Annotated in this window: 9 protein-coding genes and 1 tRNA gene; 4 read left to right on the forward strand and 6 right to left on the reverse strand. The window is 66.6% G+C overall.

Annotation, left to right across the window (positions count from 1 at the left end; genetic code table 11):
- Window positions 1-5 precede the first annotated feature (5 nt).
- On the reverse strand, window positions 6-1,268 hold the full coding sequence (locus PV773_RS16780; RefSeq protein ID WP_347967444.1) for a type II restriction endonuclease: 1,263 nt from the start codon (window positions 1,266-1,268) through the stop codon (window positions 6-8).
- Between the two features lie 316 nt (window positions 1,269-1,584).
- Between PV773_RS16780 and PV773_RS16785 the strand changes: the two genes are divergently transcribed.
- Window positions 1,585-2,418, forward strand: coding sequence for a universal stress protein (locus tag PV773_RS16785; protein WP_347967445.1), 834 nt, complete (start codon window positions 1,585-1,587; stop codon window positions 2,416-2,418).
- Window positions 2,419-2,567: 149 nt separating this feature from the next.
- Window positions 2,568-2,644: transfer RNA gene (locus tag PV773_RS16790), tRNA-Arg, on the forward strand.
- Between the two features lie 182 nt (window positions 2,645-2,826).
- Here PV773_RS16790 and PV773_RS16795 read toward each other — a convergent pair.
- From PV773_RS16795 to PV773_RS16810, 4 genes are all read right to left on the reverse strand, one after another.
- Window positions 2,827-6,012, reverse strand: coding sequence for an efflux RND transporter permease subunit (locus PV773_RS16795; protein ID WP_347967446.1), 3,186 nt, complete (start codon window positions 6,010-6,012; stop codon window positions 2,827-2,829).
- Window positions 6,009-7,247, reverse strand: a complete 1,239-nt coding sequence (locus tag PV773_RS16800) for an efflux RND transporter periplasmic adaptor subunit (protein WP_347967447.1) — start codon at window positions 7,245-7,247, stop codon at window positions 6,009-6,011. Before PV773_RS16800 ends, PV773_RS16795 begins: the two co-directional genes overlap by 4 nt.
- Window positions 7,248-7,517: 270 nt before the next feature.
- Window positions 7,518-8,891 carry a multicopper oxidase family protein gene (locus tag PV773_RS16805; protein ID WP_347967448.1) on the reverse strand — a complete coding sequence of 458 codons (1,374 nt, stop codon included), beginning with the start codon at window positions 8,889-8,891 and terminating at the stop codon, window positions 7,518-7,520.
- Between the two features lie 125 nt (window positions 8,892-9,016).
- Window positions 9,017-9,325, reverse strand: a complete 309-nt coding sequence (locus tag PV773_RS16810; protein WP_347967449.1) for a glutaredoxin family protein — start codon at window positions 9,323-9,325, stop codon at window positions 9,017-9,019.
- A gap of 471 nt (window positions 9,326-9,796) precedes the next feature.
- Here PV773_RS16810 and PV773_RS16815 point away from each other — a divergent pair, with 471 nt between their 5' ends.
- A complete protein-coding gene (locus tag PV773_RS16815) occupies window positions 9,797-10,441 on the forward strand; it encodes a carbonic anhydrase (RefSeq protein WP_347967450.1) in 645 nt (214 codons plus the stop codon).
- A 164-nt stretch (window positions 10,442-10,605) separates the two neighbouring features.
- Window positions 10,606-12,099 carry an aldehyde dehydrogenase family protein gene (locus PV773_RS16820; protein ID WP_347967451.1) on the forward strand — a complete coding sequence of 498 codons (1,494 nt, stop codon included), beginning with the start codon at window positions 10,606-10,608 and terminating at the stop codon, window positions 12,097-12,099.
- A 46-nt stretch (window positions 12,100-12,145) separates the two neighbouring features.
- On the opposite strand, the gene PV773_RS16825 is transcribed toward PV773_RS16820, so the two are convergent.
- Complete coding sequence (locus tag PV773_RS16825; RefSeq protein ID WP_347967452.1) at window positions 12,146-13,900, reverse strand: ABC transporter ATP-binding protein; 1,755 nt, start codon at window positions 13,898-13,900, stop codon at window positions 12,146-12,148.
- Window positions 13,901-14,011: the final 111 nt, after the last annotated feature.

A 14,011-nucleotide genomic window follows, 5' to 3' on the forward strand; every position in this document is an offset into this window, starting at 1 on the left:
GAACCTCACAATACCCGCGAAATGGCCTGCACGCCCTTCATGCCGGTGCCGAAACGCGCGATCGGATCCCGGTTCCGCTCCAGCTCGCCATAGGACAGGAAGCGTACCTGCAGGTCGGCGACGCGGCTGAAGGCCGGTCGCCTGAGCTGCGTGCGCACTTCGCCCTCCCGCGCGTCCGGGGCGACCAGATAGAGGCCGCCCGCCGCATGCAGGTCGCTGCCCAGCGCCAGGTCGAGCATGCGCACGATGCCCGAATAGATCGACGTCGTGTGTTCCACCTCGAAGGCGGCGATGACGCGGGCGCCGTCGAGCCAGAGGATGTCGATGAGGCGGATCGATTCGGCGCCCGCCACGCTTTCGAGCGATGCCGGCAGCCGTTCCAGGCAGCCTGTGCCGAGTGCTGCGCCGCCGTGCAGCCGGCCGCGGTCGTTTGCGGCGACCCAGACCTGGTATCCCAGCGCCAGGCCGAGATCCCTCAGCCATGCCTGCACCTCGGTGTGGGTGCGGTCGCCCTCCCGGTCGGCAGCCATCGCTCCCTCGAGCCGCTTGGCCGTCTCGCGCGTCTTCGACAGCTCGGTGAGCCACGCCTCGCGGGCATTTGCCTCGGCGGTGACAGGCGGGGCCGCGAAGCGGCCCGTGCCGACGTCGAACAGGAAGCCGACCACCGCCCCGAGATCGTTGGACAGGAGGTCGCGATAGGTTCGGTTGAGCGACAGGATGCCGGCGCGCATCGCCAGGTACTCTCCCCAGCGCCCGAGCTTCACCTTCGATCCCGTCACCGCGTTGAAGCCGTTGACGATGGCCGTGTTGAAGGCCGGCATCAGCGTCGGATGCAGGAAATAGAGCAGGTTGGCGACCGCCGGGCCCAGGCCCTTGATCTTGAGCCGGTCGATCGCTTCGATGCCGGCGATGATCTCGCGCTCGGTGCTGCAGCAGGCGCAATGGTGCAGCAGCCGGCCGAAGGCCCGCTGGTTGCCCGGATCCTCGTAGATGTCGGGAATGCGCAGCTTGGGCTTCCACAGGAAGGCGTGGTCGGCGCCCTTGAAGATCTGCCGCTGCTCGGCGATCGAGCCGACGATCGTCTCGAGCGACGAGCCCTTGTAGACGTTGCCGAACGTCCCGGCGTCGATCTCCTGGACCACCTGGTCGATGCCGCGCCGGATCGAACGGAAGTTCTTGAGCCGTTCCTCCCACAGGAACCAGGTCCGGTACGTCGATCCGGGATCCTGGCGCCAACGTTCGATCAGGACTCGCAGCAGGTCAGCCAAGCCAATGCTCCGGAATGCGCCCTATCGGCGCCGCGAATTGAAAACAAAAGAAATATGTCATTGCGTGAAATCAAGGCAAAAGCTTCCACGATGCAAAATGTACCGCAAGGCGTCGAAATCATTTCCACTGGAAAATTCGATTTGACATTCCAGTCTCGGAATAGTTTATCTGAAATTTCTTGATGATTGCACCGCATTTGCAGTGGATCCATTCGAAAGCACGCCGACCTTGATCCAGCTCAAGGCCTCGTGCCGGCAACCATGGAACTCTCGGGGGCATCCGGCGCGAGCGCGCCGCCCTTGCAGGAGTTCCCCGATGCGACAGCAGTTCTTCCTTCCGCTCGCTACCTATCCCGAGGCCTATGCCGACGCCGTCGCCGCCAACGCCGTGGCGATTGCGTCCCGGTTCGGGGCCGAACTTCACGCCCTGGCGATCAACCCCGACATTCCACCGGTCTCGAACGCCCTGTCGAAACTCTTGCTCGACACCCCGCAGATGATCCGCGACGCCGAGGCCTCCAGCCGCCGGCGCGGGCAGGAGCTGCTGGCGCTGGTCAAGGCGCGGGCAGCGCAGGCCGGCATTGTCGCCGGCGTTGCCGAGATCGCCGCGCCGCTCGCCGCGATCGGCGACGTCGCATGCCGGCATGCGCGCTACCACGATCTCGCCCTGCTGGGGCTGGAACCCGGCAACACGACCGCGCGCATGGTGGCCGAGGCGGTGGTGTTCGGGGCCGGCCGTCCGGCGCTGATGCTGCCCGGCGTCCTGCCGGAGCCGACCGGCCATGTCGCCGTGGCCTGGGACGGTAGCCGCGTCGCCGCGCGTGCCTTGGCCGACGCCCGGCCCTTCCTCGAAAAGGCGTCCAGGATCTCGGTTGTGACCGTGGTGGACGAAAAGAAGCTGCACGATACCGATGCCGCCGAGCGGCTGGCCGCAAGCCTGCGCCATGCCGGGCTTGCCGCCGACGCCTTGGCGGTCCGCATCGGCGACGCTGCGATCGGCGCGGGCCTGCAGGAGAAGGCGATCGCATTGGGCGCCGACCTCCTGGTGATGGGCGGCTACGGCCACTCCCGCATCCGCGACTTCGTGCTTGGCGGCGCCACCGAGGGCGTGCTTGCCGACCTCAGGTTGCCGGTGCTGCTGTCGCACTGAGGCCGGTGGCGCTGCGCCCGGCGCATGGCCGTGCCGGGCGCGCGAAAAAGTTTGGCCGGGGCGGCTTGCAATTCGTGGAGGCAGCCGCTAGGTAGCGCCGGTCGCCGCAGCCGTCGGATTGCGGCGACACGGCCGTTTCGCCGGCCCATGCGCCCGTAGCTCAGCTGGATAGAGCACCAGACTACGAATCTGGGGGTCAGGAGTTCGAATCTCTTCGGGCGCGCCATTCTTCCCATGTACGACCCGTATGCAGAGGTAACGGCTTGTCCCTGAGACACAGGGGACAATCACCGATTTGGCCGCTCGGCCATCATGCGTGCGCAGTTGGTCACGCCGATATCGCCGTTTCGCCCTCTGTCCGCCTGCGGTGCCGCGCGGCCGGGAGACTGTCGCCTCCCGGCCTCACAGTCAGTGCGTCGAACTGCCTCCGACAGGTGCCGGAGCCGTTTTCGAGTGCGCTTCCGGCCTCGTGAAGAACCGACGGATCACCGCATAGAACACCGGCGTCAGGATCAATCCGAAGAGCGTGACGCCAAGCATGCCGGCGAACACCGCGATGCCCATGGCCTGGCGCATCTCGGCGCCGGCGCCCGTCGCGATGACCAGCGGCACCACACCCGCAATGAAGGCGAGCGAGGTCATCAGGATCGGTCTCAGCCGCAGGCGCGCGGCTTCGAGCACCGCGGCAAGCGGATCGCTGCCCTTCTTTTCCTCCTCATGCGCGAACTCCACGATCAGGATGGCATTCTTGGCCGCCAGCCCGACCAGCACCACGAAGGCGATCTGGGTGAAGATGTTGTTGTCGCCGCCTGAGAGCCACACGCCCACGATCGCCGAGAGCAGTGCCAGGGGTGCGATGAGCAGCACGGCGAAGGGAAGCGACCAGCTGTTGTACTGGGCGGCCAGGATGAGGAACGCCAGCAGCACGGCGAGCGGGAACACGATCATTGCCGTGTTGCCGGCCGCCTTCTCCTGATAGGTCAGGTCGGTCCATTCGAAAGCCATGCCCGCCGGCAGTGTCTCGCGCATGATGCGCTCGATCGCCTCCGTCGCCTGGCCGGACGAGTAGCCGGCGGCGGGACCTCCGGTGATGTCGACCGAGGGGTAGCCGTTGTAGTGCATCACCCGGTCCGGCCCCGAACTCGTGGCTATGGTCGCAAGCGCCGCGAGCGGCACCATTTCGCCTGCCGCATTGCGGACCTTCAAGCGCGATATGTCGTCGACCTGCGCGCGGAACGGTGCATCCGCCTGCACGATGACGCGATAGGTGCGACCGAAGCGGTTGAAGTCGTTGGCGTACAGGGAGCCGAGATTGACCTGCAAGGTCTCGAATACGGCCGTCAGCGGCACACCTTGCGTCTTCGCCTTGACGCGATCCAGATCCACCTGGACCTGGGGCGCGTTGACCTGGAAGCTCGCCATCATGCCGGCAAGCTCCGGCGTGTTCATCGCCTTCGCCATGACCTCGCCTTGCGCTTTGGCGAGCGCCTCGAGGCCTGCGCCCGAACGATCCTCGATCTGGAGCTTGAACCCGCCCGTCGTGCCGAGGCCCGGCACCGGCGGCGGCGGGAAGATGCCGACGAAGCCGTCCGGGATCTGGCTGTATTTGCCCATCAGCCGGCCTGCGATGGCGTTCGCCGAAAGCTGCGGATCCTTGCGCTGGTCGAACGGGTCGAGCATGGCGAAGATCACGGCTGCGTTGGGCAGGTTGACGAAGCCGTTCACCGACAGACCCGGAAAGGCGACGACGCTTTCGACGCCCGGTTCGGCCAGCGCGATCTTCGACATTTCCCTCGCCACGGCCTCCGTCCGGTCGAGCGACGCTCCGGACGGCAACTGCGCGATGCCGACGAGATAGTATTTGTCCTGCGCGGGCACGAAGCCGGTCGGGATCTGCTGGAAGCCCATCCAGGTTGCTCCAAGCAGCCCCGCGTAGAGAAGCAGGACAACTCCGCTGACGCGGATGGCGCGGCGCGCCAGGCCGACATAGGCGTTGGAGGCGCTGTCGAAGAAGCGGTTGAAGCCGCGGAAGAACCGGCCGAACACAAGATCGATGCCTCGCGTCAGCCAGTCGCGCTGCGATCCGCCGTGATGCGGCTTCAGCAGCATGCCCGCGAGCGCCGGCGAGAGGGTCAGCGAGTTGATCGCCGACAGCATCGTCGAAATGGCGATCGTGACCGCGAACTGACGGTAGAACTCGCCCTGGAGACCGGACAGGAACGCCGATGGGATGAACACCGCCGCCAGCACCGAAGTGATCGCGATGATGGGCGCGGTCACCTCGTCCATCGCCTTGCGGGCCGCTTCCTTCGGCGTCTCGCCGAGACCCATATGTCGTTCGACGTTCTCGACGACGACGATGGCGTCGTCGACCACGATGCCGATCGACAGGACCAGGCCGAACAGCGACAAGGTGTTGAGCGAGAAGCCCAGCAGATACATCACCGCCAAGGTGCCGATGAGCGATATCGGAACGGCGACGAGCGGGATGATGGAAGCGCGCCACGTCTGCAGGAACAGCACGACGACGATGACGACCAGGATGATCGCCTCGACCAGCGTCTGCACGACGGCCGCCAGCGAGGCGCGGACGAACACGGTCGGGTCGTAGGCGATCCGGTATTCCAGCCCTTCCGGGAAGTTCCGCTTCAGCTGCTCCATCTCGGCGCGCACCGCGCTGGAGACGTCCAGCGCATTGGCCCCGGGACGCTGGATGATCTGCATGGCGACGGCCGGCTCGCCGTCGAGCAGGCTTCGCAGCGCGTAGGCGTCGGCGCCGAGCGAAATCCTGGCGACGTCGCGCAGGCGCACGGTCTGGCCGTCCTCGCCGGTCTTGACGACGATATCGCCGAACTGTTCCTCGCTGGTCAGGCGCCCGAGCGTGCTGACCGTGACCTGATAGCTGGCCGCCTCGGACGGCTGCTGGCCGACCGAACCCGCCGCGACCTGGAGGTTCTGTTCCCGGATGGCCGCGATGACGTCGCTTGCCGTCAGGCCGCGCGAGGCGACCTTGTCCGGGTCCAGCCAGATGCGCATGGCGTATTCGCCCGCGCCCCACACCACGACGTCGCCGACGCCGGGCAGGCGCGCGATCGTGTCGCGAACCTGGAGGGTGACGAAGTTGGAGATGTACAGTGGGTCGTAGCGCTTGTCGGGCGAGATGAGGTGAACCACCATCAGGATGTCCGGCGACGTCTTTTGCGTCACGACGCCGATGCGCTGGACCTCTTCGGGCAGGCGCGGCAACGCACGCGACACCCGGTTCTGCACCTGGATCTGGGCCATGTCGGCGTCGGTGCCCTGGGCAAAGGTGACCGTAAGCGTCATCCTGCCGTCCGTTGCGGCCTGCGAGCTCATGTAGAGCATGCCCTCGACGCCGTTGATCGACTGCTCGAGGGGTGCTGCGACCGTCTCGGCAATGACCTCAGGGCTGGCTCCGGGATAGCTGGCAGACACCTGCACCGTCGGCGGCGTGACGGAGGGATATTCGCTCAAGGGCAGTTGGAACAGAGTGATCACGCCGGCGATCAGCATGAGGGCCGACAGCACGATGGCAAAGATCGGGCGATCGATGAAGAAGCGTGGCAGGCTCATCGACGGGCCTCCTGAGTCTCGGCCTTGGCACCGCCGGCTTCGGAACGTTGGTCCGGTGCCATGGCGATGCGGTTGGGGGTGACCTGCATTCCGGGCCGGACCAGCCCCTTGATGATGATGGTTTCCCCGGGCTTCAGCCCGCTTGCCACGGTGCGCAGCCCATCGTTCATCGCGCCGAGCTCGACGGGGCGGTATTCCGCCTTGTCGTCGGCGCCCAGGACCAGCACGTAGCGGCGCCCCTGATCCGTGCCGACAGCCTGGTCGTCGATGAGGACGGTCTCCCGCGGGGCGCTGACCGCAAGCACCACTCGCGCATACAGGCCCGGCGTCAGCCGGCCATCGGGATTTGCGAGCACCGCCCGGGCGCGGATCGTGCCGGTGCTGCGATCGATGCGGTTTCCAAGAAAGTCGAGCGTGCCCGAGTGCGGATAGCCGGTCTCCGTCGCCAGACCGACGGCGACCGGGAAGGTTGAACCGTTGCGGCCGGCGGTCTCCGGTCGGGCTCCCCCCAGGAAACTCAGATAGGTGGCCTCGTCGATATCGAAATAGACATGCACCGGGTCTGCAGAAACGATCGTGGTGAGCAGTGTCGCCGCCCCTCCCGCCGCGCCGGCGACGAGGTTGCCTTCGGTCACCAGGACCCTGTCGACGCGCCCGGCGATCGGTGCCGTCACGCGGGAATAGGAAAGATCGAGCTCCGCCGCGGAGACTGCGGCCCGCGCCTCCAGCACCTGCGCTTCCCGCTCCTGCGTTCTGGCCGAGGCGTCGTCATAGGACTTGCTGGATATGGTGCCGTTCGGAACCAGCCGCTTCGAGCGGTCGAGATCGGACTTCGCCTGGGAAAGCAGGACCTCGGCCCGCTGCAATTGCGCCTTGGCATTCTGGAGCGCCACCTGGAACGGCCGGGGGTCGATCTGGAACAGCAACTGTCCGCGTTCGACGAGCCCGCCTTCCGGAACGCTGACGGATTCGATCGTACCGCCGATGCGCGGCCGCAGCTCGACCGTCTTGGTGGCAGCCACGACGCCGGTGAATTCCGACGATGGCGCGATCACCCGCGTGACGACCTCGGCCACGGGCACCTGGGGCGGCGGCGGGATGGGCGCGGCAGTGCCCGCGTCTTCGGAGGCCTGGGCCCGGTTTGCATAGGCGGGCACGTCGTTCAGGTAGGCGAGCGTTGAGCCGGCGCTCAAGGCCACCGCCGCGAGTAGATAAATCGTTGATCTTTTTGCCATTTGGGCCACCCCGTCGTCGAAATAAGCGGCGTCTCCGAAGACTCCGCTTGATGAATTCCGGGGACGGTAATGATTCCAGTTCCAGGAAGGTCAACGCTGCATGAGTGCATTGTTCGAACCTTTTCAGGCTTGCCCGAACAACTGGTCGTGAACTGGCGGGCTGCAGTCATGTCATCGCATCGGACGAGGCGTTCTGGCAGCTTGATCCGCCGCGGGTTCCGGCGCGCGAGATCGGCAGCGCACTCGGCCGCGCAGCGCGCCCGCACCAGGTCAGGCCTCGTAGGCCATCGAGGTCATCATGCCGCCAGCCATGTGATAGAGGTGATGGCAACCCAGCGCCCATTCGCCGGCATTGTCGGCATCGAGGGCGACCGTGACCTCCCCCATCCCCGCCGACACCAGCACCGTGTCGCGCACGGCGCCGGAAAATCGCTGCCTGTTGACCGCGGTCACCTGGAAGCGATGTCCGTGCAGGTGCAAGGGATGGGACGTGCCGGAGTAGTTGAGGAAGGTCAGTTCGACCCGGTCGCCGCGACTCACCACGAACGGACTGTCCTCGCCGCGCGTGGCCCTGACCAGGTCCCACATGTAGTTCGACCCTTCGCGCAGCATCATCGTGTGCCGGCGGGTGACTTTCCTGTCCGCGAGCGGACTGGCGGCGCGAAGGGCCTGCTCGAGCCCGAGGCCGACGGTGGGAAACAGCTCATCGGCGAGATCGGCAAGCTTTTCCACCGGCGCACCGCGGGCGGCGAGCACCACGCCCGTGCGCATCCGCCCTCTTTCCTGAACCGCCAGGACAGGCCAGGCTGCCCTGTCCCTCGGCAGTTCGAGCATGATGTCGAGCCGCTGGGCGACCGCCAGTTCGAAGTAGCGACGATCGACCGGCGCAACGGGCATGCCGTCGACCGTGATCAGCCTTCCGGTGAGCGTTCCGAGATCGATCCACATATTGGTGCTGGCGGCCCCGTTGATGAGGCGCAGGCGAATGCGCCCGCCCGGCTCGACTGAAATGATCTCCGGATCGTCCAGCGTGCGGTCATTGGCGAGCAGCGCATCGTGCAGGCTGTCGGAAGGCGGCGCCTGCAGGTCGGCCGTGTTTTGCGCCCCGCTGCGCAGTTCGGCCAGAATTTCGGCCGGATCGCGGAAGCTGAAATCCTGGAAAAGCACGACTACGTCCTGCACGTCCATGCCGGCCTCGGCCGGATCGCGCACGATCAGCGGAGCGGCAAGCAGCGACTGCCCCTGAAGGCCGAAATGCGAGTGCATCCAGAAGGTCCCCGGCTGCGCGACCGGGAAGTCGTACTCACGCCGGCCGCCGTCGGCTATGGGGTCTTGCGAAAGTCCCGCGACGCCATCCTGCCGCCAGGGCGGCGTAAGGCCGTGCCAGTGGATGACCGTCGGCTCTCCGATGCGGTTTTCAAGCCGCACGCGAAAATGCTCGCCTGCGTCCATGACGAGCCCGTTGCTGCCGTCGGGCTGCGTCAGTCCGAGGACATTTGCCGCACGCCCGTTGACCTCGATGACACGTTTGCCGGCCGTGACGATCTTCTGGCCGGCGGCGGCCTTGCCGGATGCCGGCCAGGCAGGAGAAACGGTCGCGAGAACACCTGTTGCCGAAAGTCTGAGAAAATCTCTGCGACGCATGGGGTCGGTCCCTTCCTGATGGTCAGTTTACGAAACCGATGTCCGCTTCAGTCACGAAGAGGGCGTCGGCCCCGGATAGCGAGATTGCGCGAGCAAGACGATCGGCGCCGAAGGCAAGCATGAGTTCACACCGGCCAGGGGGCGCTGGAGTGTCGCGCAACACATTGCGTCTCGGTCTCGGCCTGATCCGTATGAATGGCCTCGATGCGCCAACGCTGTTCGTCGAAGGTGCCAAAAAAGACCTGTGTGCCATCGATGACGGTGATCGGGGCGACACGCATGCCGGTACGCTGCCTGACCTCCTCGGCGACCGCCGGGTCGCTCATGTCGCGCTCGACGAAGGGCAGGTACTCGGCGTTCAGCCAGCGCTTCAGTGCCGCGCAGTCGGGACAGTCGGGCGTGGTGAATATCTCGATCCAGGGTGGGCGCATCATGGCTGCCTCGGCGTGACGTGGAGGGGGCGACCTGCCAGGCGGGTCGCCACTCGATGAACAAAGGCTGGATCTGCCAGTGACTGGAAGGTCAACATGATTTTAATGACCAGTTCGTCGGCGCCGTAACGCATTGAATTCACGTGACATTTTAATGCGGAACGCCTTGGTGGGCGCTTGTCTTGAACATCCGTTCCCAAGCGATTGGCGCATCGCGTCGAAGTTGCTGCAGCTTGCTGCAAGGCGCAGCAAGCGTCATGGGGGCAAGGTCAAACGGGCGTTTCGGCATTGCCCCATGCTTGGCTTCGAGCATGGAAGAGAGGTGCCTTGGGCGGCAACCGCCGCCTGCTGCCGTTCCGCCCGGAGCGTGAGCGACCGCCCACGCCGCGATTCGAGAGCTAGCCTTCGGGCAACCTCGGCTGCGCCGCACATTTGCATTTGCGGCGCCGACAATTTCCGTTTAAGGCCGAGCTTATGCTGCACCTGCCTGAGAAGCTCCTCGCCGGTTACCGCAACTTCATGACCGGCCGTTATTCGGCCGAGACGGATCATTATCGATCCCTGGCGCGCGAGGGCCAGACGCCGGAGACCATGGTCATCGCCTGCTGCGATTCGCGTGCGGCGCCCGAGACCATTTTCGAGGCGGGGCCGGGCGAACTGTTCGTGGTCCGCAACGTCGCCAACCTGGTGCCGCCCTACGAGCCCGACGGCGAGTTTCACGCCACCTCGGCAGCCCTCGAATTCGCCGTGCAGGCGCTCAAGGTCAAGAACATCGTCGTCATGGGCCACGGCCGCTGCGGCGGCATCCGCTCCGCGCTCGATCCCAATTCGACCCCGCTCTCGCCGGGCGACTTCATCGGCAAGTGGATGAGCCTGGTGGCGCCCGCCGCCGAGTCCATCGCCGGCAACGCCATGATGACGCAGACCGAGCGCCAGACTGCGCTCGAACGCATCTCGATCCGCTATTCGCTCGCCAATCTGCGGACCTTTCCCTGCGTGAACATCCTCGAGCAGAAGGGCCGTCTGGAGCTGTTCGGCGCCTGGTTCGACATCTCTACGGGCGAGCTCTGGGTGATGGATCGCAACACCGGCGATTTCGAGCGTCCCGCCATCGTCTGAGACGGCGCTGCCGTCGCGCCGCGGCCATGCCGGCGTTTTCAGGCCTGAGGGCATCGCTCCTGGCCGTGGCTCTATCCAGCGGACTTGAGTGACAGGTCCAAGCGGGCTTAGCCTGCCGCATGAAGAAAGCGGCGCGGGCTGCAGCGCGCCGGAAGGAGCCGTCCATGACCATCGCCCAGACGCCCGCCGCTGTGCGCCGCCCCATCGACGGCCGCCATCGCCGTATGTTCATCGGTGGCCGCTGGGTCGACGCGGCCTCCGGCCGGACTTTCGAGACGCGCAATCCGGCCACCGGCGAGGTCATCGCCACGGTGCCGCGTGCCCAGAGGGAGGACATAGACAGGGCGGTGTCCGCGGCCCGCACTGCCTTCGAAGGCCCCTGGAGCCGCTTCAAGCCGCATGAGCGGCAGAAGCTGCTGATCCGCATCGCCGAGCTGTTCGAGCGGCACTGGGAGGAGATCTGCATCTCCGACACCACCGACATGGGCCTGCCGATCGCGCGGGCGCGCGGCAACGCCAACCGGGTGCTCGGCATGCTGCGCTTCTATGCCGGCATGGCCACCGCCATCCACGGCCAGACGATCGAGAATTCGCTGCCCGGCGACATCGTCTCGTTCACTCGCAAGGAGCCGGTCGGCGTGGTCGGCGCCATCATCCCGTGGAACGCGCCGACGGCGGCTTCCGTCTGGAAAATCGGCCCGGCGCTCGCCACCGGCTGCGCGATCGTGCTCAAGCCGTCGGAGGAGGCGCCGCTGACGCCGCTGCTGCTGGCCGAGCTGATGGCCGAGGCGGGCGTGCCCGACGGCGTCGTCAACGTCGTTACCGGTACCGGCGCCGAGGCCGGCGCGCCGCTGGCCGAGCACATGGGCGTGGACAAGGTCGTCTTCACCGGCTCGACCGCGACCGGCCAGAGCATCGTGCGGGCCTCCGCCGGCAACCTCAAGCGCGTGTCGCTCGAACTCGGCGGCAAGTCGCCGGTCATCGTCTGCGCCGACGCCGACCTGGAGCGCGCGGTGCCGGTGGCGGCCATGTCGGTCTTCGCCAATTCCGGCCAGATCTGCATCGCCGGCTCGCGGCTTTTCGTCGAGCGCAAGGTGCATGACGCCTTCGTCGAGAAGCTGGCCGCCTATGCTAACGGCCTGCGCATCGGCAACGGCATCGATCCCGAGACGGAGATCGGCCCGCTGATCTCGCCGCGCCAGCTCGAGCGCGTCGAGGGTTACCTGCGCGCCGGGGCGGAGGAGGGCGCCCGCCTGATCGCCGGCGGCTCGCGGCTGAGCGAGGGCCCGCTTGCCGCCGGCAATTTCGTGGCGCCTACCGTCTTCGCCGGCGTCTCCGACACGATGAGGATCGCGCGCGAGGAGATCTTCGGCCCGGTCATCTCGGCGCTGCCCTTCGACACGCTCGACGAGGTCGTGGCCCGCGCCAACGACACGCCCTACGGGCTCGCCGCCGGCGTCTTCACCCGTGACGTCGGCGTCGCCCACCAGCTGTCGCGCCGCCTGCGCGCGGGTTCGGTGTGGGTCAACACCTACCACGCCATCGACCCGGCCGTGCCCTTCGGCGGCTACAGGATGAGCGGCTACGGCCGCGAGGGCGGCGCCGAGCATCTCGACGAGTACCTGAACACCAAGGGCGTGTTCATCCGCATCGACTGAGCGCTGCCCTCCTGCGGATGGCGCGCCGGCCGCGGGCTTGCCTGGCTCAGGGCATCAGCTGGTAGTCGTAGAGCCTGCGATAGAGCCCGCCGCCCTCGAGCAGGTCGGCGTGGCGGCCCTGCTCGACCACGCGGCCCTTGTCCATGACGACGATGTTGTCGGCCTGGTGCACGGTCGAGAGCCTGTGGGCGATGGCGATGGTGGTCCGCCCCTCCGACAGCTTCTCCAGCGCGTCGCGGAACAGCGCCTCGGATTCGGCGTCGAGCGCGCTCGTCGCCTCGTCGAGCAGCAGCACGTCGGCATTGCGCAGGATGGCGCGCGCGATCGACAGGCGCTGCTTCTGGCCGCCCGAGAGGAAGGCGCCGTTCTCGCCGACCTGGGTCTCGTAGCCCTTGGGCAGGGCCATGATGAAGTCGTGCGCATTGGCGGCCTTGGCGGCGGCGGTCACCTCGTCGTCGGAGGCGCCTTCGCGGCCGAGCCGGATGTTGTGCATGATGGTGCCTGCGAACAGGAACGTGTCCTGACTCACATAGGCGATGCGGTCGCGCAGCGAATGCAGCGTCGCGTGCGAGATGTCCTGGCCGTCGAACAGCACCTCGCCGCTGTCGGGATCGTACATGCGCATGATCAGGTTCATGATCGTCGACTTGCCGCTGCCGGACGGGCCCACCAGCGCCGTCATCTTGCCGGGCGGGAAGGACAGGTCGAGCTCCCGCAGCACCGGCTCGCCGTCCTTGTAGGCGAAGCTGACGTCGTCGAACCTGATCAGGCCGGGGCCGTCGGTCAGCGCCACCGCGCCCGGCCGCTCCGTCAGCGTCAGCGGCCGGTCGGCCAGCTCGAACATCATGCGCACGCCGACGAGGCCGCTTTCCAGCGACACGCGCATGCGCGCCAGCCGCTTGGCCGGCTCGTAAGCGAGCAGCAGCGCGGTGATGAAGGACATGATCGAGCCCGCCGTCTGCCCGCCCTGCACGACCAGGAAGCCGCTGACCAGCACCACGCCGGCGATGGCGAGGCCGGCAAGCGTTTCCATGATCGGGCTGGTGCCGGCTTCCAGCGCGGCGATGGTGTTGGCGCGCCGCTCGACGTCGGAGACGGCCCGGTGCATGCGGCTGCGCATCAGGCGTTCCAGGTTGAACGACTTCACGATGCGCACGCCGACCGTGGTCTCCTGCATGACATGCACGATCTGGGTCAGCGACAGGAACTCGGCCTCCATGATCTTGCGCACCCGGCGCAGGATCTGGTTGACGCTGTAGATGGCGATCGGGCCGATGACGAAGGCCACCAGCGACAGCACCGGCTGCTGGATCACCATGACGGCGATGAGCCCGAGCAGGGTGAACAGGTCGCGCACGTAGGACGTGACGATGAGGTCGAGCACGGAGCGCGCGGCCTGGGCATTGTGGGTGACGCGGGTGATCAGGTCGGACGAGGGGACTGAGTGGTAGAAGGAGATGCCCTGCGCCAGGATGCGGTCGTAGATCTTGCGCTGCCGGTCGGCGATGATGGCGTTGCCGACGCGGCTGAGGAACAGGCCCTGCACGAAGGTGGCGAGGCCCTTGACGATGAAGATGCCCGCCACCGCCGCCGCGATCATGTAGACGCGGTTGATGTCCTTGCCGACCGTGAACTCGTTGGTGATGTCCTTCATGATCCAGGCGCTGGCCGCCGTCATGCCGGCCACCACCAGCATCGAGGCGATGGACACGGCATAGCCGAACGCATGCTGGCGGAACGACTCGCGCACCAGCCGCCAGATCAGGCGATGATTCTGGGTCGGGCGAATAAATCCAAGCAAATCAATGGGTCCCTTGGCCGGCGGCCCCCCGCGGACGGCTTATATAATGCACGCTTCGGCGAAGGCAAACCTGTGTCGCCAGTATCCCGGACCTTAAGCCGCAGATCGCAT

Source organism: Mesorhizobium sp. CC13 (assembly GCF_039907765.1).
Classification (GTDB): Bacteria; Pseudomonadota; Alphaproteobacteria; order Rhizobiales; family Rhizobiaceae; genus Aminobacter.

What these genes read in the sequence shown, in the direction of transcription:
- PV773_RS16785 (WP_347967445.1), top strand. Translation starts at nt 1,585, where the DNA reads ATGCGACAGCAGTTCTTCCTTCCGCTCGCTACCTATCCCGAGGCCTAT.
- PV773_RS16795 (WP_347967446.1), bottom strand. Translation starts at nt 6,012, where the DNA reads ATGAGCCTGCCACGCTTCTTCATCGATCGCCCGATCTTTGCCATCGTG.
- PV773_RS16800 (WP_347967447.1), bottom strand. Translation starts at nt 7,247, where the DNA reads ATGGCAAAAAGATCAACGATTTATCTACTCGCGGCGGTGGCCTTGAGC.
- PV773_RS16805 (WP_347967448.1), bottom strand. Translation starts at nt 8,891, where the DNA reads ATGCGTCGCAGAGATTTTCTCAGACTTTCGGCAACAGGTGTTCTCGCG.
- PV773_RS16810 (WP_347967449.1), bottom strand. Translation starts at nt 9,325, where the DNA reads ATGATGCGCCCACCCTGGATCGAGATATTCACCACGCCCGACTGTCCC.
- PV773_RS16815 (WP_347967450.1), top strand. Translation starts at nt 9,797, where the DNA reads ATGCTGCACCTGCCTGAGAAGCTCCTCGCCGGTTACCGCAACTTCATG.
- PV773_RS16820 (WP_347967451.1), top strand. Translation starts at nt 10,606, where the DNA reads ATGACCATCGCCCAGACGCCCGCCGCTGTGCGCCGCCCCATCGACGGC.